General features: G+C 66.6%; 21 protein-coding genes. 6 read left to right on the top strand and 15 right to left on the bottom strand.

The window, feature by feature from the left end:
• Positions 1-101: 101 nt before the first annotated feature.
• A complete protein-coding gene (locus tag IB223_RS17550; protein WP_192203050.1) occupies positions 102-1,130 on the top strand; it encodes an NADP-dependent oxidoreductase in 1,029 nt (342 codons plus the stop codon).
• 11 nt (positions 1,131-1,141) lie between these two features.
• On the opposite strand, the gene IB223_RS17545 is transcribed toward IB223_RS17550, so the two are convergent.
• The 4 genes from IB223_RS17545 to IB223_RS17530 all read right to left on the bottom strand — a co-directional run bounded on the left by IB223_RS17545 (position 1,142) and on the right by IB223_RS17530 (position 7,440).
• A complete protein-coding gene (locus IB223_RS17545) occupies positions 1,142-1,819 on the bottom strand; it encodes a hypothetical protein (protein ID WP_192203048.1) in 678 nt (225 codons plus the stop codon).
• Between the two features lie 230 nt (positions 1,820-2,049).
• Entirely contained in the window at positions 2,050-4,755 is a 2,706-nt protein-coding gene (locus tag IB223_RS17540) for a bifunctional acetate--CoA ligase family protein/GNAT family N-acetyltransferase (RefSeq protein WP_192203047.1), read from the bottom strand.
• Between the two features lie 67 nt (positions 4,756-4,822).
• Positions 4,823-6,532 carry a bifunctional isocitrate dehydrogenase kinase/phosphatase gene (gene aceK, locus IB223_RS17535; protein WP_192203046.1) on the bottom strand — a complete coding sequence of 570 codons (1,710 nt, stop codon included), beginning with the start codon at positions 6,530-6,532 and terminating at the stop codon, positions 4,823-4,825.
• 29 nt (positions 6,533-6,561) lie between these two features.
• Positions 6,562-7,440: a LysR substrate-binding domain-containing protein gene (locus IB223_RS17530; protein ID WP_192203044.1), complete on the bottom strand. Its 879-nt coding sequence runs from the start codon at positions 7,438-7,440 to the stop codon at positions 6,562-6,564.
• A 109-nt stretch (positions 7,441-7,549) separates the two neighbouring features.
• On the opposite strand from IB223_RS17530, the gene IB223_RS17525 reads away from it, so the two are divergent.
• Positions 7,550-7,777 carry a hypothetical protein gene (locus IB223_RS17525; protein ID WP_192203043.1) on the top strand — a complete coding sequence of 76 codons (228 nt, stop codon included), beginning with the start codon at positions 7,550-7,552 and terminating at the stop codon, positions 7,775-7,777.
• Between the two features lie 141 nt (positions 7,778-7,918).
• Here IB223_RS17525 and IB223_RS17520 read toward each other — a convergent pair whose 3' ends face one another.
• From IB223_RS17520 to queF, 7 genes are all read right to left on the bottom strand, one after another.
• Positions 7,919-8,266: a gamma-glutamylcyclotransferase family protein gene (locus IB223_RS17520; RefSeq protein ID WP_192203042.1), complete on the bottom strand. Its 348-nt coding sequence runs from the start codon at positions 8,264-8,266 to the stop codon at positions 7,919-7,921.
• Positions 8,267-8,450: 184 nt separating this feature from the next.
• Entirely contained in the window at positions 8,451-10,682 is a 2,232-nt protein-coding gene (locus tag IB223_RS17515; RefSeq protein WP_192203041.1) for an NADP-dependent isocitrate dehydrogenase, read from the bottom strand.
• 248 nt (positions 10,683-10,930) lie between these two features.
• Positions 10,931-11,101 (bottom strand): hypothetical protein, encoded by a 171-nt coding sequence (locus IB223_RS17510; protein WP_192203040.1) that lies wholly within the window; start codon positions 11,099-11,101, stop codon positions 10,931-10,933.
• A 143-nt stretch (positions 11,102-11,244) separates the two neighbouring features.
• Positions 11,245-11,400 (bottom strand): hypothetical protein, encoded by a 156-nt coding sequence (locus IB223_RS17505; RefSeq protein ID WP_192203039.1) that lies wholly within the window; start codon positions 11,398-11,400, stop codon positions 11,245-11,247.
• A gap of 150 nt (positions 11,401-11,550) precedes the next feature.
• Positions 11,551-12,030 (bottom strand): hypothetical protein, encoded by a 480-nt coding sequence (locus IB223_RS17500; protein WP_192203038.1) that lies wholly within the window; start codon positions 12,028-12,030, stop codon positions 11,551-11,553.
• Between the two features lie 37 nt (positions 12,031-12,067).
• Complete coding sequence (locus IB223_RS17495; RefSeq protein ID WP_192203037.1) at positions 12,068-12,388, bottom strand: LysM peptidoglycan-binding domain-containing protein; 321 nt, start codon at positions 12,386-12,388, stop codon at positions 12,068-12,070.
• A 107-nt stretch (positions 12,389-12,495) separates the two neighbouring features.
• Positions 12,496-13,311 (bottom strand): NADPH-dependent 7-cyano-7-deazaguanine reductase QueF, encoded by an 816-nt coding sequence (gene queF, locus IB223_RS17490; RefSeq protein ID WP_192203036.1) that lies wholly within the window; start codon positions 13,309-13,311, stop codon positions 12,496-12,498.
• Positions 13,312-13,380: 69 nt separating this feature from the next.
• On the opposite strand from queF, the gene IB223_RS17485 reads away from it, so the two are divergent.
• The 4 genes from IB223_RS17485 (at position 13,381) to IB223_RS17470 (ending at position 17,489) form a co-directional block, all read left to right on the top strand.
• Positions 13,381-13,803: a protease inhibitor I42 family protein gene (locus IB223_RS17485; RefSeq protein ID WP_192203035.1), complete on the top strand. Its 423-nt coding sequence runs from the start codon at positions 13,381-13,383 to the stop codon at positions 13,801-13,803.
• Between the two features lie 154 nt (positions 13,804-13,957).
• Positions 13,958-15,190 carry a lytic murein transglycosylase gene (locus IB223_RS17480; protein ID WP_192203227.1) on the top strand — a complete coding sequence of 411 codons (1,233 nt, stop codon included), beginning with the start codon at positions 13,958-13,960 and terminating at the stop codon, positions 15,188-15,190.
• Entirely contained in the window at positions 15,187-16,053 is an 867-nt protein-coding gene (locus IB223_RS17475; protein WP_192203034.1) for a D-hexose-6-phosphate mutarotase, read from the top strand. The genes IB223_RS17480 and IB223_RS17475 overlap by 4 nt, the downstream gene beginning before the upstream one ends.
• Before the next feature lie 185 nt (positions 16,054-16,238).
• Positions 16,239-17,489 (top strand): TCR/Tet family MFS transporter, encoded by a 1,251-nt coding sequence (locus IB223_RS17470; RefSeq protein WP_192203033.1) that lies wholly within the window; start codon positions 16,239-16,241, stop codon positions 17,487-17,489.
• 60 nt (positions 17,490-17,549) lie between these two features.
• Here IB223_RS17470 and IB223_RS17465 read toward each other — a convergent pair whose 3' ends face one another.
• The 4 genes from IB223_RS17465 to IB223_RS17450 form a co-directional block, all read right to left on the bottom strand.
• Positions 17,550-18,002: a PepSY domain-containing protein gene (locus IB223_RS17465; RefSeq protein ID WP_192203032.1), complete on the bottom strand. Its 453-nt coding sequence runs from the start codon at positions 18,000-18,002 to the stop codon at positions 17,550-17,552.
• A gap of 133 nt (positions 18,003-18,135) precedes the next feature.
• Positions 18,136-19,311, bottom strand: a complete 1,176-nt coding sequence (locus tag IB223_RS17460; protein WP_192203031.1) for a benzoate/H(+) symporter BenE family transporter — start codon at positions 19,309-19,311, stop codon at positions 18,136-18,138.
• Positions 19,312-19,429: 118 nt separating this feature from the next.
• Positions 19,430-20,314, bottom strand: a complete 885-nt coding sequence (locus IB223_RS17455; protein ID WP_192203030.1) for a methylglyoxal synthase — start codon at positions 20,312-20,314, stop codon at positions 19,430-19,432.
• A 97-nt stretch (positions 20,315-20,411) separates the two neighbouring features.
• Positions 20,412-21,854, bottom strand: a complete 1,443-nt coding sequence (locus IB223_RS17450; protein ID WP_192203029.1) for an FAD-dependent oxidoreductase — start codon at positions 21,852-21,854, stop codon at positions 20,412-20,414.
• Positions 21,855-21,965 lie beyond the last annotated feature (111 nt).

Below are 21,965 nucleotides of genomic sequence, written 5' to 3'. Positions count from 1 at the left end.
TCAGCCGGCATGGCGGCCACCGCAGGCCGTGCACGCTTCATCGCATCCGGACGTGCAGCGGCGAGTAGACTGGCGGACGTCGGCGGCCATGGAGACAGGATGTGGAAACAGAGAATGCGATCCACACCACCCGCGTCGTGCTGGCCGCACGCCCACAAGGCGAGCCGACCCTCGACGACTTCCGCCTGGAACATGCGGCGATGCCTGCCCCCGCGGAAGGCGAAGTGCTGCTGCGCAACCGCTATCTGTCGCTGGACCCGTACATGCGCGGCCGCATGAATGCGGGGCGCTCGTATGCGAAGCCGGTGGAGATCGGCGAGGTGATGGATGGCGGCACGGTGTCGGAAGTGATCGTCTCGCGCCACCCCGACCTGCAGCCCGGCGACATGGTGCTGGCGCACGGCGGTTGGCGGACGCATGCCGTGGCCGATGGCAGGACGCTCAAGCGCAAGCTGGATGCGCGCGTCGCACCGCTGACCACCGCGCTGGGCGTGTATGGCATGCCGGGGTTCACCGCCTATGTCGGCTTGCACGAGATCGGCCAGCCGAAGCCAGGCGAAACCGTGGTGGTCGCCGCGGCCAGCGGACCGGTCGGGGCGACCGTGGGCCAGATCGCGAAGCTGCAGGGCGCCCGTACCGTCGGCATCGCCGGCGGCGAACGCAAGTGCGCCTACCTGCGCGACGAACTCGGTTTCGATGTCGCGCTGGACCATCGCGCGCCGGATTTCGCGGCGCGACTGCGCGCGGCATGTCCGGACGGCATCGACGTCTACTTCGAGAATGTCGGTGGTGCGGTGTTCGACGCCGTGTTGCCGCTGCTCAACGACTTCGCCCGCATCCCGGTCTGCGGGCTGGTGGCGCACTACAACGACCAGACGTTGCCAGGCGGCCCCGATCGCATGGCGTTGCTGATGAGCCAGATCCTGACCCGCCACCTGACCGTGCGCGGTTTCATCCAGCACGATTTCATCGCGCTCTATCCGCAGTTCCTGCGCGAGATGGGCGCATGGCTCGTCGACGGAAAGATCCGCTACCGCGAGGACATCGTGGAAGGGCTGGAAAACGCTCCGCGCGCACTGATAGGCCTGTTGCGCGGCGAGAACTTCGGCAAGGTGGTAGTGAAGCTTTAAGGACCACCCACTCAGCGCTCGATGCCGTTCTCCGCTTCGTACGCCTGCATCGTCGTAATAGCGTCCAGCAGGTACGCGTACCATGCTTTCTCGATGGTCTCGATCGGGCCGATCAAGCGCTCGAAGTCGGACGTCGACGCGCCCCGTGCGAGCAGCTGCTTGTAGGCCGCGGCGTACCGGCCGTTCTCGTAGTGGAACAGGAAGTGTGTCAGGCCCCAGTAGTGCAGGTAGTACAGATTGACGTGCTGGTTGATGTCGGGACCGCTGCTTTCAAGCAGGTCGCGTAGCCGGATGAAGCGGACGGCTCCGACGTCGGCCTCCAGGCTCCCGGTGAGCTTCATGCGCGACAACCACCAGATCGGGTAGGTGTCCGGGTCGCTCTTACCCGGCGTCAGCACGCCATTCTCAAGCCAGCTCGCGCCCAAGTAGCCTGCGACCCCTTCATTGGCCCACGCGGGCAAGCGCCAGCCTGCGACTTCAGTGTTCAGTTGGTGCACGGCCTCGTGCAGCATCCAGTGATGTGGGTTCGCGCTCCCAACGCCGTAGTACGCGTAGCAGGCGGGACGCAGGTAATAAGCTTCTGCCCATGGGCGACTGCGGTTGTTGCGCGCGAACTCGTCCGCGTCGCGATAGAGCACCAGGGTCAAGGGCGTGGTCGACGGCGCCACCTGGTCCGCGAACAGCGACATGTAGGCGGCGTGCAAACTCTCCGCGGCGGAGGCGACTTCTTGGGTCTGTGTAGGCGCCGCGGTGCTGTGCACACGATAGTGGGCAGTCTGCAGCAGCTGGGCGCCCGCGGGGATCAATGCGCGGGGCGCAGACGTGGGTGAGCGCGCAGGTTGCGTGGACGTCCATGCCAGCATGCCGGCGGCCGACGTTGCCAACATAAAGGAGGCTGCAATGATCGCGGTGCGGCGCTTCACGTAGATGCAGGCACCGGCAGGCTGACATTCATCAGCGTCGGATCGTCGGGATCCAGCTTCACCTGGAAGCCGAGGCTCTCGCACATCGCCAGCATGGTGCGGTTCTCGCGCAGCACCTGGCCTTCGATGAGCTTCAGGCCCTGCCATTGCGCGTACTCGATCATGATCTGCATCAGCTTCCAGCCGATGCCGTGGCCCTTGAGGTCGGAGCGCACGAGGATGCCGTATTCGCCCTTCTCGTAATTCGCGTCGGCGTGCAGGCGCACCGCGCCGAGCATCTCGTGCGTGTCCGGATGCACCGCGACCAGCGCGATCGAGCGCGCGTAGTCCAGCTGGGTGAGCCGCGCGATGAACTCATGGCTGAAGTGGCGCACCGACTGGAAGAAACGCAGGCGCAGGTCCTCGTCGGTGACGTGGGTGAAGAATGCGCGGAACATCGCGTCGTCTTCGGGCCGCACGGGACGCACCAGCGCCGGCTGGCCATCCGCGAGCAGGATCGTGCGTTCCCACTCCGTGGGATACGGGAAGATCGCGAAGCGCGGATGGCCACGGCCCTTGTGCAGCACCCGACCGCGCGCGACCGCGATGCGCGCGTCCACTGCCACCACGCCATCGCGGTCGGCCAGCAGCGGGTTGATGTCCAGTTGCTGGATCTCCGGGATGTCGGCGGCGAGTTGCGCCAGCTTGACCAGCACCAACGCGACCGCGCGTTCGTCGGCCGCCGGCACGTCGCGGTAGGCCTTCAGCACGCGCGACACGCGGGTGCGCGCGATCAGTTCGTGGGCCAGGCGCAGGTCCAGCGGCGGCAGGGCGACGGCCTGGTCGTTGATCACTTCGACCGCGGTGCCGCCGCGACCGAAGGCGATTACCGGCCCGAACACCGGATCGTCGGCGATGCCGGCGATCAGTTCGCGCGCCTTCGGCCGCAGGACCGTCGGCTGCACCAGCACGCCTTCGATGCATGCGTCCGGCCGCCGTTCGCGCGCGCGCTGCAGGATGTTCGCGGCCGCTTCGCGCACCGCGTTGGCATGGGGCAGGTTGAGGCGGACGCCATCGACATCGGACTTGTGTGGAATGTCGGGAGAAAGGATCTTCACCGCGACCGTGGTGCCCTCGGCCAGTAACGGCTCGGCGATGCGCGCGGCGTCCTCGGCATCGGCGGCCCGCCACACGGGGGCCATCGGGATGCCATAGGCGGCGAGCAGCCGCGTCGTCGCAAGCGGGTCCAGCCAGGACTGTCCGGCATCGAGTGCAGCATCGACCAGGGCCCGCGCGGTGGCGACGTCCGGACTGAAATCTTCCGGCAGGCTGGGCGGCGTCTCCATCAGCGCGGCCTGCACCTCGCGGTGGCGGACCAGGTGCATGAAGCCGGCGACGGCGTCGGATTCGTTCGGATAGCGCGGCACCTGCGCGGCGTCGAGCACGGCTTCGGCCTGCGGATCGTTGCCCAGCCACACAGTGAAGACAGGCTTGCGCGGCCCCTGCGTCGGGCGTTGCGAAAGCACGCGGGTGACCGCGTCGGCCGCCTCCGAGGACGAGGACAGCACCGTCGGCACGTTGACCGCCAGCAGTGCATCGTTGCCCGGATCGGCGAGCAGGGCTTCGATGGTGGCGGCGTAACGGTCTGCATCGATGTCGGTCAGCAGGTCGACCGGATTGGTGCGCGACCAGCCCACGGGCAGGATGCGATCCAGTGCATCGCGCGTGGCGTCGGACAGCGTGGCCAGCGTGCCGCCCTGTTCGTACAGGTGATCGACGGACAGTGCGCCGACGCCACCTCCGTTGGTCAGGATGGCGAGCCGCCGGCCCTGGAACGGGCGCACCTGGCCCAGCGTGCGCGCGGCGGCGAACAGTTCGTGCAGGGAGCGCACGCGCAGCAGTCCGGCACGACGGAATGCGGCGCCGTAGACCGCGTTGGGGCGTGCCAGGTTCTGCGTGTGCGTGCTGCCGGCCGGCGTGACCTGCGCGCGCCCGCTGTGGCCGGATTTCACCACCACCACCGGCTTGGTGCGTGCGGCGGCGCGTGCGGCCGACATGAACTTGCGTGCGTCGCGGATGGCTTCCACGTACAGCAGGATGGCGCGCGTGCGGTGGTCGGTGGCGAAGTAATCCAGCAGGTCGGCGAAGTCCACGTCCAGCGCATCGCCCAACGACACCACGGCGGAAAAGCCGACCGGCTGGCTCATGCTCCATTCCACCAGGCCGCCGGAGATGGCACCCGACTGCGAAATCAGCGCCAGGTCACCCGCCTTCGGGAAGCGGCTGGCCAGGCTGGCGTTGAGGCGTGCATGCGGGGCGATCACGCCAAGGCAATTCGGACCCAGTACGCGCAGGCCCTTCTCGCGCGTGAGGGCTTCGAGTTGCGCGGCGGGCGAACCCGGGCCGCTGCCCATCGCCGCAGTCAGCACCACCACCGCGCCGGCACCCTTCTCGGCCGCCTCGGCCGCGAGCTGCGGCACGGTCGCGGCAGGCGTGGCGATCACCACCAGGTCCGGTGTCCACGGCAGGTCGCGCAGATGCCGCACGGTCGCAATGCCGTCCATGGGCGTCGGGTGTTTGTTCACCAGCCCGATCTGGCCCTCGAAGCCACCGGCGCGCAGGTTCTCGATCACCGCACGACCGACCGAACGTGGTCGCGACTGGCTGCCGACCACCGCCACGGCGCGTGGCCTGAAGATCGAATCGAGGCGGTAGGTACTCATGGCGGGAAGCCGTTCTCCACGTGGCGACTAGGGTAGCGCGATGCCCGTTGCGGGGGCACGCGTGCCATCACGCGAGCCTCAACGCATCCGGATACGGCGCAGTATCCGGGTAATCACCGGCACCGAGATGCGACTGGAGGTCGCGCCACCATGCCGGGCGGAACAGATCGGCATGCGCCGCCTTCAGCGCCTTCGCCAGTGCATCGGGCAGGCCGAGGAACTGCGGAAACCGCTCGGGGAACACGTCGCCCGCATCCACGTGGAACCACGGGGCATCCGCTATCTGTTCCTCGTACGTGGTCGGCTGCGGCCAGTCGCGGAACCGGCAGTCGGTGACCAGGCGCAGTTCGTCGTAGTCGTAGAACACCACGCGGCCATGGCGCGACACGCCGAAGTTCTTCAGCAGCATGTCGCCGGGGAAGATGTTGTTGCGGGCCATGTCCTTGATCGCCTGGCCATAGTCGAGTGCGGCGGCGCGCGCGGCATCGGCTTTCTGCTCGCGCAGGTACAGGTTCAGCGGTCGCAGCCGTCGCTGCACGTAGCACAGGTGGATGACCAGGTCCTCGCCATCCTCGCTGAGGCTCTGGCCGCAGCTTTCGCGCAGCTCGCGCAGCAGCTCCGGTGAAAAGCGCGCACGCGGAAAGCGCAGGAACCGGAACGCCTGGGTATCCAGCAGACGGCCGACGCGGTCCAGGTGGAAGACCAGGTCGTACTTGTCCTCGACGTCCTGCCGGCTCATCGCCTTCGGATAGGCGAAGCGGTCGCGGATCACCTTGAACACCAGCGGGTAGCTCGGCAGCGTGAACACCGCCATCACCATCCCCGGCGTGCCCTCGGCATGCACCAGCCGTTCGTCGGGATGCGCGGCAAAGTGATGGAAGAAGGTGCGGTAGCGCTCGGTCTTGCCCTGCTTGGCGCGACCCAGCACGGTGTAGATCTCGTCGATCGGCTTGCCCGGCAACAGCGAACGCAGGAACACCACCGCATCGCCCACGGTGGTCAGGTCGGCATGGAAGTAGCTGCGCGAGGTGCCGAACAGGTGAGCCACATCGCCGCGATGGGTCAGCACCGCTTCGGCCTTCAGCTGTCCGCCGTCGTTGATCAGGGCGATGACGCAGGGCGAGAACCGGTGTTCGCCGAAGACGCGGCCCACCAGGTAGGCACGCCGTTCGCGGTAGAACACGGTGTCGAGCAGCTCGATGCCGCGCACCGGATTCGCGCCCCAGTGCGCAAGATCGTCCTGCAGGCGCACGGCAATGGCGGCGGCGCAGCGGGTGCGATGCGCGTAAGGCACCTCGAACCCGTAGTCCGCAAGCACGCGCGCGAACGTATCCGTGGGACGCTGCTCGGACACGGCATAACTGTGGCGCGCGACGGGATGGGTGATGGCGTCGGTCGGCTCCACGTCCAGTGCCACGAACTCGAGTGCGGGATCCACGCCGCGGGTGCGGAAGAAGCGCCGGCTCAGCGTGTTGTAGAACGTCTTGTAGAGCTCCCGGTCGATCTGTCCGGTGATGAGCTGCTCGAACGCCGTGCGCGCCGCGATCCACGATGCGCGGTCGTGCGCCTGGCCCAGCAGCACGGACTGCAACCGCAGCGCACATTCGGCGATGCACTGGTCGTACAGTTCGATGCGTTCCACCGCGTCGGCGCGCGCACCAGACCAGTCCGACGTCTCGAAACGGAGCTTCGCTCGCCGCGTGATTTCCGCGAAGCGTGCGTGGTAATCCGCGAATGCATCGTGGATCAGGCGGGCAATGGCGTCGGCATGGACCATGATGCGATGTTAGCCGCCGCGCACTGGAGTCATCGCTCCACCGCGACGCCGGCCTGTTCCAGCAACCATTCGCGCACCGTGCGGAAGCCGGGATGCGCCAGGCTGCGCTCGGGATAGACCAGGTAGTGGGCGAAATCGGCCTGCAGGCGCTTCTTCGTCAGCGTCACCAGCCGGCCTGCCTTCACCAGCGGCTCGGCCAGCGTCCAGCGCGCGAGCGCGACGCCGACGCCCTGCGCGGCAGCCTGGTGCAGGGTTTCGGTGTCGTCGAACTGCGCCACGTAGCGCGCGGGCGGCTGCCCGCCGAAGTGCTCGAACCAGTCCTTCCAGCGATTGGCCGGATCGCCCAGCAACGGCAGCTTCGCCATCTGGTCCGGCGCCGGCTTGCCGTGCCGCTTCACCAGCGCCGGACTGGCCACCGGCGTGATCCATTCGTGGAACAGGAACTCCGCGTGCACGTTCGGCCATCGGCCACCGCCCAGGCGCAATGCAAGGTCCACCGGTTCGCGCTCGAAATCGACCACGTGCGTGCTCGACTGCAGGTTGAGGCCCAACTCGGGATGTTCCGCCAGGAACTCCGGCAGGCGTGGCACCAGCCACGCCGTGGCCATCGACGGAATCAGGCTGAGCGTGACCATGTGGTCGTTGCGCAACGTCGCGCGACGCAGTGCGTGCTCGATGGTGTCGAGCGGACCGGAGATGGCGTCGAACAGCCGCTGCCCGTCTGGGGTGAGCTCCACGCCACGCGGGCCGCGCGCGAGCAGCTTGTGGCCCAGTCGCTGTTCCAGCAGCCGCATGCGATGGCTCAACGCACTGACGGTGAGGTGCATGGCTTCCGCCGCACGCGTCAGGTTGCGCAGGCGGGCAGCGGTGACGAACGCATCCACCTGGTCCAGCGGTAGCCGACTCATCTTGAATCCACCTCAAGTCTGGGTTGCAGAGCTTTCGCTTTTTCAAGGCCGATGATGCCCCTACCTTGGTAGTCCTTCAAGCCGGACGCCGGCGTAACGGAGCAATGTCATGCAATCCGAAACCAGGCAGCAATGGTGGCAGCAGCTGGGAGGCATGAGCCAGGGCATGCTGTTCCTGCAGGGTCATGTCGTCCATTCCATCGCGCCTCCGCAGGCACAGGAAGACCACCGCCACCACGTGCATGATGCGGCGGGCAAGGTCCGGCACCGGCGTGCCCTGGAACGACTCAGCGCGCGTCGGCTGCGCACGATGACCTCGCTGTCGTTGTTCCGCTGACCAGCGTCAACGAAAGATCTCCCTGTAGGAGCGACGTGAGTCGCGACCGGAATCCTTCCGTTCTCGCAAACTGTCCGGCGGCCAAGCCGTGCGGTCGCGACTTACGTCGCTCCTACAACGGGCTGCGGGATGCGCTTTGACTCACGCCTTCACGTAGACCCAGGCATCGCGGCCGGACGCCAGGCGCACTTGCATGCGTCGGTAATCGGCGACCTCGTAGCGGTCGGCGGCCGCGAGTTCTTCGGCACTGATGCGGAAGACGGTGCCGGCGACTTCGTCGGACGGATCGTCGCTGGGGCTGACGATGGGATGGAAGTGTTCACCGCTCGCAGCCAGCACGGCAGGGTCGGTGATCTCCACCATCGTTCGCGTGTAGCCGGGCATCGCATCGGGTTCACCCTCGAGCCGGCGGCCGAACGACGACCGCTGCACGCTCTCCAGTTGCAGCGTGCCGTACGAGAAAAGGAGGATGTTGCGGGCGTCGTCCATCGAGTCGGAACCGATCCTGTAGAAGGGGCTGACCAGCCATTCGGATGTTGAAAGCCAGCCCCGACCTGGATGCACGCGATGTCATGCTGGCGGGGCTGAAGCCCCTCCTACAGTGGAGATCGCGGACTGGAAACACAACGCCCGGCAAAAGCCGGGCGTTGGATGCAGCGGTGATGCGCTGGACTCAGGCCGACAGCGTCGCCAGTGCGTCGTTGAGGGTCTTGCTGGGGCGCATCGCGGCCGCGGTCTTCGCCAGGTCCGGGTGGTAGTAGCCACCGATATCCAGCGCCTTGCCCTGCGCACCGTTCAGTTCGGCAAGGATGGTCGCTTCGTTGTCGGCCAGCAGTGTTGCCAGAGGGGCGAACTTCGCCTTCAGCTCCGCATTCTCGTCCTGGGCGGCCAATGCCTGCGCCCAGTACAGGGCCAGGTAGAAGTGGCTGCCGCGATTGTCGAGTTCGCCCACCTTGCGTGCCGGCGAGCGGTTCTCGTCGAGGATGCGGCCGTTGGCCACGTCCAGCGCGTTGGCCAGCACCTTGGCCGGCGTGTTGAGGTAGCGCTGGCCCAGGTGTTCGAGCGACGCTGCCAGCGCGAGGAACTCGCCCAGCGAATCCCAGCGCAGGTAGTCCTCTTCCAGGAACTGCTGCACGTGCTTCGGCGCCGAGCCGCCGGCACCGGTTTCGAACAGGCCGCCACCGGCCATCAGCGGCACGATCGACAGCATCTTCGCGCTGGTGCCCAGTTCCATGATCGGGAACAGGTCGGTCAGGTAGTCACGCAGCACGTTGCCGGTCACCGAGATGGTGTCCTCGCCCTTGCGGGTGCGTTCCAGCGACACCTTCATCGCCTCGACCGGCGGCAGGATGCGGATGTCCAGTGCATCGATGGTGTAGTCCTTCAGGTACTGCTCGACCTTGGCGATCACCTGCGCATCGTGCGCACGGTCCTTGTCCAGCCAGAAGATCGCCGGCGTCCTGCTCAGGCGCGCGCGGCCGACGGCCAGCTTCACCCAGTCCTGGATCGGCGCGTCCTTGGTCTGGCACATGCGCCAGATGTCGCCGGCTTCCACTTTCTGCTCGAACACGACCTTGCCGGCGTCGTCAGTGACGCGCACGGTGCCGTCGGTCGGGATCTGGAAGGTCTTGTCGTGGCTGCCGTATTCCTCGGCCTTCTGCGCCATCAGGCCGACGTTGGGCACGCTGCCCATCGTGGCCGGGTCGAACGCGCCGTTGGCGCGGCAGTCGTCGATCACGGCCTGGTAGATGCCGGCGTAGCAGCGGTCGGGGATGACGGCCTTGGTGTCCTGCAGCTTGCCTTCGGCATTCCACATCTTGCCGGAGTCCCGGATCATCGCCGGCATCGAGGCATCGACGATCACGTCGCTCGGCACATGCAGGTTGGTGATGCCCTTGTCGGAGTTGACCATCGCCACGGCGGCGCTGTCGGCATAGACGGCCTGCAGGTCGGCCTTGATGACCTCCTGCTGCTCCGCCGGCAGTGCACCCAGGCGGCCGTACAGGTCGCCGATGCCGTTGTTGGCATCGAAACCGATCTGCTCCAGCACGGCGGCATGCTTGGCCAGCGCGGCCTGGTAGAACTCGTTGACGGCCACGCCAAACATGATGGGGTCGGAGACCTTCATCATCGTGGCCTTCAGGTGCAGCGAGAACAGCACGCCCTTCGCCTTGGCATCCGCGATCTCGGCGGCGATGAACGTGGCCAGCGCCTTGCGGCTCATCGAGGCGGCGTCGACTATCTCGCCAGCCTTCACCTTCACCTTGTCCTTCAGCACGGTGACCGTGCCGTCGTTGGCGACCAGTTCGATCTTCAGCGCGCCATCCGCAGCCAGCGTGGCGGACTGTTCGCTGCCGAAGAAGTCACCGGATGCCATGTGCGCGACGTGCGATGCCGAATCCTTGCTCCACGCGCCCATGCGGTGCGGATGCTTGCGGGCGAAGTTCTTCACCGACAGTGGCGCGCGGCGATCGGAATTGCCCTCGCGCAGCACCGGGTTGACAGCACTGCCCTTGACCTTGTCGTAGCGGGCCTTGGCGTCCTTTTCCTTGTCGTCCTTCGGCTCGTCCGGGTAGTCCGGCAGCGGGTAGCCCTGTGCCTGCAGCTCCTTGATCGCGGCCTTCAGCTGCGGCACCGAAGCGCTGATGTTGGGCAGCTTGATGATGTTGGCTTCCGGCTGCGTCGCCAGCTGGCCCAACTCGGCCAGGTCGTCGCTGATCTTCTGCGCGTCGCCCAGGTACTCGGGGAACTGCGACAGGAGGCGGCCGGCCAGCGAGATGTCGCGGGTTTCCACGGCGATGCCGGCGGGTTTGGTGAACGCCTCGACGATCGGCAGCAGCGACTGGGTGGCGAGGAATGGGGCTTCGTCGGTGAGGGTGTAGATGATGCGGGGCGTATCCGACATGGGGATCAGGACTCTCGACAAGGGGCGATGGGGAATTCAGCGCGCCATTGTCGCGCGCCGCCGCACGCAGGGCAAAACGAGGGGGTATGGAGGGGAGGTCGCCCACGCCAGGGGTGTCCAAAAGACAGCGATCGGGGAGCGGGCTCGGAGAATGCGGTTCCGCTGCCGGACTTGGCGGGCTGGGTGGAGCGGAAATGGAGGAGCGGGCCGTCAGGCCCGCTCCTTGCCGTGCACAGTCGAAGCTATGCTCAGCGGATCGTGCAAGCGAACGAGTAGTACGGCATGCCCCAGGCCGACGATGTGCCGGGCGAGCAGGTCGACACGACGGGCGCAGTGGACGTGACGGTCGCGGTCACACCGGAGAAGTCCGCGGTACCACCAGAAACCATCTGCACTTCAGTAGCGTTGAGTTCTTTCATGATTTTCCATTCCTTGGTTGAAGTCCCGCATCGGGACGTGTCGAAGTTGACTCAGCCGAGCGGTGTGCGCAGCTGACTTTTCAAACGACAGGTAGCGCGAGGGCTGTCGCGCGCAAGCTTTCAGATCTTGAGTGCCGAGGCGCTCAGCGGAACATGCCCGGCGCTAGCATGGCGACCTTCTGCAGGAAACTCTTTTCCTGCACGATTTCTTCCGTCGAGTCGACTGTGGCGGTTACATCGGAAAAATCAGCTTGCCCACCGGAGACCAGCGCTAATTCGATGTCATTCAGAACTTTCATTGCCACTCCTTGGTTATGTCCCGAGGCGGGACGACGCAGTTTCGCCTGCGTACTCCGAAGAGGCTACTAACATTTGCAAAAAAAGCGGGCGTGGATTCCTCCACGCCCGAGCTTGCCCCACACACGTGGGAGAGAGACTTGCCTTGCGGGTTACTTGACCTCGAACTCCGTCACGCCGGCCGAAGTGCCGTTGAGCGTAGCTTCGAACTTGTACTTGCCTGCCGGCAGTCCATCAGGCTTGGAGATGCTGAACGTTGCCGCGCCGGGGCCGGTGGTATTGAGCGTCTTGGTTTCTTCGCTGACGGTCTGACCATCCTGGAACGTCCACTTGGATGCCAGCGTGGCGCCATTGGCGGCGCCATCGGTCGCCACGGACGCATAGATGGTGTCCTTGGGCGCAAACGTGGTAGCGGCGGTCGTCACCTTCTGCTCGGCATCGACGGCATTACCCAGCGTCACGCCCGTCACGGAAACGACCGCAGGCGCCGGTTCCATCGGCGCGGGAGCCGGTGCCGGCTCCACCGCCGCCGGGGGCGCTGCGACCGGCTCTTCCTTCTTCTTGCAGCCAACCAAGGCGACGGTGCCGATCATGGCGGCGGCGAGGGCGTAGGCGATGCGATTCTGCTTCATGGATTCGGTTCCTTTTGAATAGGGAGATGTCGTGTGGTCAAGCGTCGCTCGGCTTGGGCGGAAGCTTGATGACCTGACCGGGGAAAATGCGATCGGGATCGTCGATGACGTCGCGATTGGCCTCGAAGATCTGCTTCCAGGCATTGGCGCTGCCCAGATGTTCCTTGGCGATCTTCGACAACGTGTCACCCTTCTCCACCGTATAGGTGGTTTCGGTTACGGGCGTCACGTCTTCCATCTGGCCCGACACCGCGAACCCTTCCTTGACGTTTGAAAAGTCGGGCGCCTGCTTCACCTCGCCCGAGGTGGCAAAACCTTCTTTCACGTCCGAAAAGTCGGCCTTCTTCTCTGTGCTCATTGCAACCACCCTTCCTGGCGGGCTGTGGGATGAGCAAGACTTGCACGCGCCCTGTTAAGAATCCATAGCGCGAGTGTGAAAACAGCTCTATTGTTACGTGAGTAACTTCACTGTCGTACGTCGCGCTTCATGAGCGGTGCAGCCACGTCGGGCGTCGCCCGCCACGGATTTATGTCCAAACCGCCGCGCCGCGTGTATCGCGCTTCGACGGACAGCGACGAAGGACGGCAGTGCGCCTGCACGTCGTGGAAGATGCGTTCGACGCACTGCTCGTGGAATTCGGCGTGATCGCGGAAGCTGACCAGGTAGCGCAGCAGCTCGACACGGTCGATGCGTGGGCCGCGATAGCAGATGACCACGGTCGCCCAATCGGGCTGCCCGGTGACCGGGCAGTTCGACTTCAGCAGTCCGGACGAAAGCACTTCCTCGACCTGTTCTTCCGGATCGGCGGCCAGGAACTCGGCACGCGGCGGGCCGTAATGGTCGATCTCCACGTCCAGCTCATCGATCGATTCACCCTCGGGTGCTTCCGCCATCGGTGGAAGGCCGAGCACCACGCCCACATCCGCGCCGGCCCGCGCCGACAGGTCCGTGGCGATGCGTTCCAGCACCGCGGCATCGCTGTTGAAGCGCGTGCTGTTGAGGGAGTTGAGGTACAGCTTGAGCGATTTCGACTCGATCAGGCATGGCGAGGTGCACGGGACGGTCAGGGTGGCCGTCGCGACACGGGGCTTGCCCCGGGCATCCAGCCAACTCAGTTCGTACGCATGCCAGCGGTCGTGGCCGACGAAGGGGAGCGCATCGGCGGCGATGCCGATCTCGTCGCGCGCGGCCTGGCGCGGGATCGGGAACAGCAGGGTGGGGTCGTAATGCGCGGGATACGCGACCTCGCGACCCAGCGAGGAATCCTGGGGGGTGCTCATGCGGCCATTCTACGGACGGCGCCTAAAGACCGGGTGTATAACGGCGTCGTCTCCAGGGAGGACGCGACGATGAAGGGGTTGCCGACGCTGTGCCTGTGCACGCTGTTGTCCGCCTGCGCCAGCGGGACGGCCATCGGCAACGACCCGCCCACGGATGCGCGGCCCGAAGACGGCCTGGTCCGCCCGCAAGGCGACGCGCCGGTGACGATGCGCGTGGGCCAGGTGCTGGAGATCGCCCTGACGGCCAATGCCAGTACGGGTTACCAGTGGGAATTCGCTTCCGATGGTTCCCCTGTGCTGGCGAAGACCACGGGGCCGGCCACGCCACCGCCGATGGATACCCAGCCGCCGATGCCGGGTGCGTCATCCATCGCGCGCTGGTGGTTCCGCGCGGAGAAGCCGGGCGAGGCCACGGTGAGGATGGTCTATCGACGGTCGTGGGAAACAGTGCCGCCGGTGGAAGTGGTCGAGTACCGCGTGGTCGTTCGCTGACGCTTCGTTTGCCGCATGCCGGCGGCAATGCAGGGCATGTGCATCATGAATGATCGGCTTGGCTTCGATGTCTTCGCAAGGCAAAGTGATCGCTCCCCCGAAGGCCAGGGAGGCCGTCATGACCTCGCATGTCTCCGTTCTCTGGCTGGCGTTGATGGTCGCAGCCCCCGTCGCAGCGCAGACACCACCGGCCACTCCACCGGTCACCCCGCCGGTCGCCGCCGACCCGGCATTCACCGCCTGCATGGCCAGCCTGCGCGGCGTTGCCGAGAAGCAGGGCATCACCACGACCACCTTCGACACCCATGCGCAACAGCTGGCTGCCGACATGAGCGTGCTGGATCTGCTGGATGCGCAGCCGGAGTTCACCACGCCGCTGTGGGACTACCTGGCGGCATTGGTCGATGAGCAGCGCGTGGCGGATGGAACAACGATGCTGGCGACGCACCGCGAACTGCTCGAGCGCGTGGCGACTGCCTACGGGGTTGATGCCGCCACCGTCGTCGCCGTGTGGGGCGTGGAGAGCGACTACGGCCGCGTATTCGGCAAGCGGCCGCTGCTGGTATCGCTGTCCACGCTGTCGTGCTTCGGGCGGCGCCAGGCATTCTTCCGCGGCGAATTCCTGACCACGTTGAAGCTGTTGCAAGCGGGCGACGTGCGCGCCGATGGATTGACCGGCTCGTGGGCGGGCGCGTTCGGGCATACGCAGTTCATGCCCAGCACCTACGAACGCATTGCCGTGGATTTCGATGCCGACGGCCGCCGCAATCTCATCGACAGCATCCCCGACGCCTTGGCCTCGACAGCGAACTACCTGGTGAAGTCCGGCTGGCGCACGAGCGAACCCTGGGGTTACGAAGTGAAGCTGCCCGCCGGCTTCGACCTTGCCCAGGCCGGACGCACGAACCGCAGGCCACTGACCGAGTGGGCGACGCAAGGCATCGCCCGCATCGATGGCCAGCCGTTGCCTGCGGACGATCGCGCCGCGGCCGTGCTGGTGCCGACCGGCATCGGCGGCCCGGCCTTCCTCGTGTTCAAGAACTACGATGCGATCTATTCCTACAACGCGGCGGAGAGCTACGCGCTGGCGATCGCGCTGCTGGCCGACCGCCTGCGTGGCGGAACGGGGCTGGTCGCCGCGTGGCCGACGGATGATCCCGGCCTGGGACGTCCGGAGCGACGCGCATTGCAGACCTTGTTGCTGGCGCGTGGCCACGCGATCGGAACGGCCGATGGCATGATCGGTACGCAGACCCGACGCGCCATCGTCCTGGAGCAGCAACGTCTCGGTCTGCAGCCTGCAGACGGTCGTGCCGGCGCGAAGATACTCGCCGCCCTGCGGGCGGAAGGGCCGCCCGTAACGCTGCCGGAGTCCGTCATCCCGTGAGTGCACTGCCCGAAGGCGTTACCCGCGAGGTCTGGCAGGGCCTGGATGTGTTGCGGGTGGACACGCCATTCTCCATCGCGCGCCTGAGCCTGCACGGTGGACAGGTCGTGTCGTTCGAGCCGGACGGATTCGACGATCTGCTGTGGGTGTCGCCGATCACCGCGATGCCGCCCAAGGCGATCCGCGGCGGGGTGCCGGTGTGCTGGCCGTACTTCGGACGGCAGGGGCAGCCGGATGACGCACCCCAGCACGGCCATGCACGCATCTCGCGCTGGCCGCTGACCGACGTGCGGCGCGAAGGCGATGGCAGTGTGGTACTCAAGCTCGCCTTGCCGGTGCGCGATGGCGTGCCGCTGGAACTCCAGATGTCGGTGCATGTCGGCCGTGAGCTGCGGCAGAGCATCGATACCCTGCATCGCGGCGACGCACCGTATCGATTGACGCAGGCGCTGCACACCTATTTCCGCGTGGCGGACGCCACCCGGGTCCAGGTCACCGGTCTCGATGGCCTGCGCTACGCGGACAAGTACGACGGCGACACGCACGTGCAATCCGGTGCCTGGTCGCTGCACGACCCGCGCGATCCCGGCCGCAGCGACCGCATCTACGCCGGCACCGGCCACCGCTTCGATCTCCTCGACCCGGTGGCAAGCAGGCGCATCCGCCTGGACACGTTCGGCAGCCGGTCGCTGGTGGTGTGGAATCCGGGTGAAGCCGGTGCACGCGACATCGCCGATCTGCCCGACGATGGTTGGCGGAACTTCGTCTGCCTGGAACCCGCGAATGCCGGCGAGGACGCCATCGAACTGGAGCCCGGGCAGCGCCACCGGCTGAGCCACGTGATCTCGGCAGGCTCGTTGTAGGAGCGACGTGAGTCGCGACCGCGGACCGTCCGCGGCAACTTCTTCTGACGGCAGGCACGATTCCTGCGGCCCGTCGATCTTCGATCGCGCAAGGCTCGCGGTCGCGACTCACGTCGCTCCTACAGGTGCGGCCATGGAGCGTGGCATGGCCTACACTTGCGCACCCTTCCGCCCGTCTCGGTCCCGTGAACGCCGAATCGCACGCACAACCCGGCCGCCGCGCCGCGCTGATCTTCATCTTCATCACCGTGCTGATCGACGTGCTGTCGTTCGGCGTGATCATTCCCGTGCTGCCCGGCCTGGTCCGGCAGTTCACCGGCGGCGACTTCGCGCAGGCGGCATGGTGGGTGGGCGTGTTCGGCATGCTGTTCGCGGCCATCCAGTTCGTCTGCACGCCGATTCAGGGAACGCTCTCCGACCGCTTCGGCCGTCGACCGGTGATCCTGCTTTCGTGCCTGGGACTGGGCATCGATTTCATCCTGATGGCGCTCGCGCAGTCGTTGCCGTGGTTGCTGGTGGCGCGCATCTTCTCGGGCGTGTTCTCGGCCAGTTTCACCACGGCCAACGCGTACATCGCCGACATCACGCCGCCGGAAGGGCGCGCGAAGGCCTTCGGCATGATCGGCGCCGCGTTCGGCGTCGGTTTCATCATCGGCCCGATCATCGGTGGCGAGCTGGGTGCCATCGACCTGCGTTTGCCGTTCTGGTTCGCGGCGGGCCTGGCGCTGCTGAACTTCCTGTATGGCTATTTCGTGCTGCCGGAATCGCTGCCGAAGGAAAAGCGGACCGCGACATTCGACTGGGCGCACGCCAACCCGGTCGGATCGATGGTGTTGCTGAAGCGCTATCCGCAGGTGTTCGGGCTGGCCGCGGTGGTGCTGATCGCCAACCTCGCGCACTACGTCTATCCGAGCGTGTTCGTGCTCTTCGCCGAGTACCAATACCGCTGGAGTGAGCGCCAGGTCAGTTGGGTGCTGGCCGCGGTGGGCGTGTTCAGCGTGATCGTGCAGGCCGGCCTGGTGGGGCGTGTGGTGCCGAAGTTCGGTGAGCGCCGCACGTTGCTGTTCGGCCTGGCCTGTGGCGTGGTCGGTTTCTTCATCTACGGGATTGCGGACGTCGGCTGGATGTTCCTGGTCGGATTGCCGATCAGTGCGTTGTGGGGCCTTGCGGGTCCGGCCACGCAGGCGCTGATTACGCAGCAAGTGGGTGCCGACGTGCAGGGTCGCATCCAGGGCGCGCTCATGAGCCTGGTGAGCCTGGCCGGCATCGTCGGCCCGATGATGTTCGCCGGCACGTTCGCGTTGTTCATTGGCAAGCAGGCGCCCGCGCACCTGCCCGGCGCGCCGTGGCTGCTGGCGGCGTTGCTGCTGGCCGTCGGCTGGCTGGTGGGCTGGCGCTTCGCGCGGCCATCGCGAACGCCCGCGGCCGCCCCGTAGACGAAAAAGGAAAGCCGCCCTGGGGCGGCTTTCCTGTAGGGGACGACGCAGACCGGGTGGTCAGTCGTTTTCGACGTGGATGATCTCGCCGGTGTTGGCGGCCAGATGGATCTCCACATCGTTGCCGTCGGCGCGTTCGGCCTCGGCCTTCCACACGCCGTCATCGAAATCCACATCGTGGATCTTGGAGTAGCCGGCGGCGGTCAGCTTCGCCTTCACATCGTTCTCGCTGAGGTTGGATACCAGTTTCTCGGCGACCACGTCGCCACTGGCGGGGTTCACGCGGACATCCACGCGGTCACCGTTGGCGCTGGTGGCATCGGTTTCCCACTGGCCGTCCTCGAAATCGAGATCGTCGATGTTGGTGTAGCCCTTCTCGGTCAGCAGCGCGCGCACCTGCGGCTCCTTCAACGCATCCTTGCCGGCGGTGGGGGCCGGCGCCTGCGCAAAGGCGGCACCGGAAAGGGCGGCGAGCGTGGCCAGGGTCAACAGGCGGTGGCGGGTGGTCTGCATGGGATTCTCCTGCAAGGGTGTAGCGGCGATGCTGCCCACGCCCGCATCACCCAGAGGTGAATTCCACGGCTTCAAACTGAACGCTCCACGCCGCTTTCACCTGCATGAGTGGCGTGCGAACGCAGCCGGACCGCTATGCGCGCCGCCACACCAGCAACGTGACCACGCCTGCGACCAGCCCCCAGAAGGCGGATCCGATGCCGGCCAGCGACAGTCCGGAGGCGGTCACCAGGAAGGTGACCAGCGCGGGTTCGCGATCGGACTCCTCGCGCAGCGCGGCGGCAAGACTGTTGCCGATGGTGCCCAGCAGCGCGATGCCGGCGATGGCCAGGATCAGTTCCTTCGGGAACGCGGCGAACAGCGCCGCCACCGTGGCACCGAACAGGCCGACGATGACGTAGAACACGCCCGCGGCGATGGCGGCCACGTAGCGCCGCGACGCATCCTCATGCGCTTCGCGGCCCATGCAGATCGCGGCGGTGATCGCCGCCAGGTTCAACGCGAACGCGCCGAACGGCGCCAGCAGCAGGTTGGCGACGCCGGTCCAGCCGACGACGGGCGAGATCGGGATCGGATACCCCGACGCGCGGATCACCGCCACGCCCGGCACGTTCTGGGAGGCCATCGTCACGATGAACAACGGGAGCGCGATGCCGACAACCGCAGCCAGGGAGAAGGTGGGTGCGAGGAAGATCGGCTTCGCCAGTTCCAGCGTAAGCCCGTTCACGCGCAGCAATCCGAGCCCGGCGGCGAAGGCAATGCCGACCAGCAGGGTCAGGATCACCGCATAGCGGGGCAGCAGGCGACGCGCGAGCAGATAGACGACGAACATCGTCAGCACCATGCCCAGCTGCGTCTTCATCGCGCCGAATGCCTCCAGGCCGAAGCGCAGCAGCACGCCGGCCAGCATGCCGGATGCGAGCGACACCGGGATGCGGCTGATCATCCGTTCGAAGAAGCCGGAGAAGCCCGCCAGGCAGATCAACAACGCCGACAGCATGAAGGCGCCCACGGCATCGGACAGCGGCAGCCCGGCGGCGCTGCTGATCAGCATGGCGGCCCCCGGTGTGGACCATGCGGTCACCACCGGCATGCGGTAGCGCAACGACAGGCCGATGCAGGTCAGGCCCATGCCCAGGCCGAGCGCCCACATCCAGGAGCTGATCTGCGCCGGCGACGCGCCCAGCGATTGGGCCGCCTGGAACACGATGACGGCAGAGCTGGCGAAGCCGACCAGCACGGTGACGAAACCGGCGGCGATGGCGGAGAGGGAGAGGTCTTTGAGCAGGTGGCGTGGAGAGGCCGTCATACGCGATTGCTATCCCTGTAGGAGCGACGTGAGTCGCGACCATGAAAATGAAACTACCACCATTCTGCCGGTGCGCTCGATAGCGGCGCCGTGCGACGTCACGGCGTGCGGTCGCGACTTACGTCGCTCCTACAAGAGCCTGGCGCTTGGTTACCGCCTCACACCATCGTCGCGCCACGGCCAGCGACGTGGTGCAGACCGCCTCGTCGGTGACGGTGGTGACGGCGCGCTCCAGCAGTTGGATGTCGGCCTCGTGCTGGCGTGCGACGTGCGGGTTCTCGAAGAAGATCACGCGCTGGCAGCGGTGTTCCAGCACGCGGTCGGCGATCTGCGCGTCACCGCCGAGCGGGCCGCTCTGGAAGCGTTCCACCCACGGCGTGTCCGTCGGCCAGCCGCGGCTCCATGCCAGCTCGTTGAGCTGCTGGCCGGTGGTGCCGGTGGCCATGCGGTGGGCGAAACGCGACAGCACGTCGAAATGGTCGTCGGCGAACGCGACCATCTGCGGTTTCATCGCGTCGTGCGCGATCAGGGCCAACGTTTGCGTTTCCAGTGCATGGAAACGGTCCGCCCCGCGGTCCGGTGCGAAACCGGCGTGGATGCGTTCCATCTCGACCCAGTCGCGTGCCGAGGCCACGGTGGAGAGGAACGGTTTGCCGTGGATGACGCACTGCCGCTTCAACGCTACCGCTTCGGGGAAGATCGAGGACGGATCCACGGGGTCGATGAAGTAGATCGCGCCATCCAGGTTCCGTTCCGCGCCTTCCAGCCCCACGACCTCCGCCACCAGCTTCATCAGCCCGCCATCGCGGCCGTAGGGGTAGCGCTTGAGTCCCTCGTAGCCTCGCAGCATGCCGGCGGCGGCGATCGCGTCGTGCGTGCGTCCCACGGCATGCAGGCCCAGCTGCAGTTCGCGGATGCCGGGTTCGCTGGCGCGCAGCCAGCGGAACAGCGCGGCGTCTTCGGTGTGGTGATGCAGTCGGTTGGCGGCAAGACCCAGGCGCATTGTCGATAGTGTAGCGGTAGGAGGGGCTTCAGCCCCGATGCTTCTCTACCCGGTATGCAGCGGGCCGGACCGGAAAGCGTCTGGGCTGAAGCCCCTCCTACAACAGCAGGGTGGCGATGCTCGCTGCCGCGTCGCGTCCTTCCGCCACAGCCGTGACCACCAGGTCCGCGCCACGCACCGCATCACCGCCGGCGAACAGCTTCGGATTCGTCGTCTGGAAGGGAAGGCGCTCGCCGCCGCCGACCACGATGCGCCCGTTCGGCGTCCCTTCCACGCCCTGTTCGGCCAGCCACGCCGGCACGCTGGGCGAGAAACCGAACGCAATGATCACCACGTCGGCATCCAGCACCGATTCGCTGCCTTCGATCGGCACGGCGCTCTGGCGCCCGCGTTCGTCCGGCTCGCCCAGTTTGGTCTCCACCACCTGCACGCCGGCCACCTTGCCGTCGTCGCCGGCCACGACGCCCAGCGGCTGGCGGTTGAACAGGAAGCGCACGCCTTCCTCGCGCGCATTCGCCACTTCGCGTGCGGAGCCGGGCATGTTCGCTTCATCGCGGCGATAGGCGCAGGTGACCTTGGCTGCGCCCAGGCGGATGGCACTGCGCACGCAGTCCATGCCGGTATCGCCGCCACCCAGCACGACCACGCGCTTGCCGTGCAGGTCGGGCAACGCCAGCTTGTCTTCCCAGCCCGCGATCGGGCGACCCCACGGATCGCTGCCACCGACAATGCGGCCGTTCTGCACCAGGAAGGGCAGGGCAGGCAGCACGCCTTCCAGATCCTGTCCCGGCAACCCGCCATCGGTGTAGCGATAGGCGCCGGTGCCGAGGAAGACGGCGTCGTACTCGTCCAGCAATTGCGCCAGCGTCACGTCGCGGCCCACGTCAACGCCCAGCCGGAATTCGACGCCCATGCCTTCCAGCACCTCGCGGCGCTGCGCGATCACGCTCTTGTCCAGTTTGAAGCTGGGGATGCCGAACTGCAGCAGACCGCCGATCTGTTCGTAGCGGTCGTACACCACGGCCTGGATGCCGGCGCGTGCGAGACGGTCGGCGCACCCCAACCCCGCAGGCCCGGCGCCGATCACGGCCACGCGCCTGCCGGTCGGCTTCACGTCGCTCAAGTCCGGGCGCCAACCATTCGCCAGCGCGGTGTCGACGATGTACTTCTCCGCCGCACCGATGGTGACCGCGCCGAATTCCTCCAGCGTGCAGCTGCCTTCGCAGAGACGGTCCTGCGGGCAGACACGACCGCAGACTTCAGGCAGGGGATTGGTGGAATGGCACAGCTCGGCCGCTTCTTCGATGCGGTTCTCCTGCAGCAGCTGCAGCCATTGCGGGATGGCGTTGTGCACCGGGCATTTCCAGCTGCAGTACGGATTGCCGCAATCCAGGCAACGGCCCGCCTGGTACTGGGCTTCCTCCTTGCCGAACTTGCCGTACAGCTCGCCCCAGTCGCCGCCCGTGCGCAGTTCCAGCGGAATGCGCTGCGGCATCGTGCGCGGCAGATCGAGGAACTGGAATACCTGCTTCTTGCTCATGGGGATTGCCTCGGCCCCCTCCCCCGTTCACGGGGGAGGGTTGGGGTGGGGGGGAGACCGGAGCCGGGATCGAGTTGAGGCAGCACGCGTTTCGAGTGTCGGCTTCGAGCC

This window comes from Pseudoxanthomonas sp. PXM03 (assembly GCF_014852005.1).
Lineage (GTDB): Bacteria > Pseudomonadota > Gammaproteobacteria > Xanthomonadales > Xanthomonadaceae > Pseudoxanthomonas_A.
Note: the sequence above shows the minus strand (reverse complement) of the source record. Positions and strands in the feature narration are given on the sequence as shown.

Excerpts from the sequence above, each read along its gene's own strand:
- aceK (WP_192203046.1), bottom strand. The coding sequence starts at position 6,532 with ATGGTCCATGCCGACGCCATTGCCCGCCTGATCCACGATGCATTCGCG.
- IB223_RS17485 (WP_192203035.1), top strand. The coding sequence starts at position 13,381 with ATGAAGGGGTTGCCGACGCTGTGCCTGTGCACGCTGTTGTCCGCCTGC.
- IB223_RS17520 (WP_192203042.1), bottom strand. The coding sequence starts at position 8,266 with ATGGACGACGCCCGCAACATCCTCCTTTTCTCGTACGGCACGCTGCAA.
- IB223_RS17450 (WP_192203029.1), bottom strand. The coding sequence starts at position 21,854 with ATGAGCAAGAAGCAGGTATTCCAGTTCCTCGATCTGCCGCGCACGATG.
- IB223_RS17500 (WP_192203038.1), bottom strand. The coding sequence starts at position 12,030 with ATGAAGCAGAATCGCATCGCCTACGCCCTCGCCGCCGCCATGATCGGC.
- IB223_RS17480 (WP_192203227.1), top strand. The coding sequence starts at position 13,958 with ATGGTCGCAGCCCCCGTCGCAGCGCAGACACCACCGGCCACTCCACCG.
- IB223_RS17455 (WP_192203030.1), bottom strand. The coding sequence starts at position 20,314 with ATGCGCCTGGGTCTTGCCGCCAACCGACTGCATCACCACACCGAAGAC.
- IB223_RS17460 (WP_192203031.1), bottom strand. The coding sequence starts at position 19,311 with ATGACGGCCTCTCCACGCCACCTGCTCAAAGACCTCTCCCTCTCCGCC.
- IB223_RS17515 (WP_192203041.1), bottom strand. The coding sequence starts at position 10,682 with ATGTCGGATACGCCCCGCATCATCTACACCCTCACCGACGAAGCCCCA.
- queF (WP_192203036.1), bottom strand. The coding sequence starts at position 13,311 with ATGAGCACCCCCCAGGATTCCTCGCTGGGTCGCGAGGTCGCGTATCCC.
- IB223_RS17495 (WP_192203037.1), bottom strand. The coding sequence starts at position 12,388 with ATGAGCACAGAGAAGAAGGCCGACTTTTCGGACGTGAAAGAAGGTTTT.
- IB223_RS17545 (WP_192203048.1), bottom strand. The coding sequence starts at position 1,819 with ATGTCGCTGTTCGCGGACCAGGTGGCGCCGTCGACCACGCCCTTGACC.
- IB223_RS17505 (WP_192203039.1), bottom strand. The coding sequence starts at position 11,400 with ATGAAAGTTCTGAATGACATCGAATTAGCGCTGGTCTCCGGTGGGCAA.
- IB223_RS17530 (WP_192203044.1), bottom strand. The coding sequence starts at position 7,440 with ATGAGTCGGCTACCGCTGGACCAGGTGGATGCGTTCGTCACCGCTGCC.
- IB223_RS17510 (WP_192203040.1), bottom strand. The coding sequence starts at position 11,101 with ATGAAAGAACTCAACGCTACTGAAGTGCAGATGGTTTCTGGTGGTACC.
- IB223_RS17540 (WP_192203047.1), bottom strand. The coding sequence starts at position 4,755 with ATGAGTACCTACCGCCTCGATTCGATCTTCAGGCCACGCGCCGTGGCG.
- IB223_RS17465 (WP_192203032.1), bottom strand. The coding sequence starts at position 18,002 with ATGCAGACCACCCGCCACCGCCTGTTGACCCTGGCCACGCTCGCCGCC.
- IB223_RS17525 (WP_192203043.1), top strand. The coding sequence starts at position 7,550 with ATGCAATCCGAAACCAGGCAGCAATGGTGGCAGCAGCTGGGAGGCATG.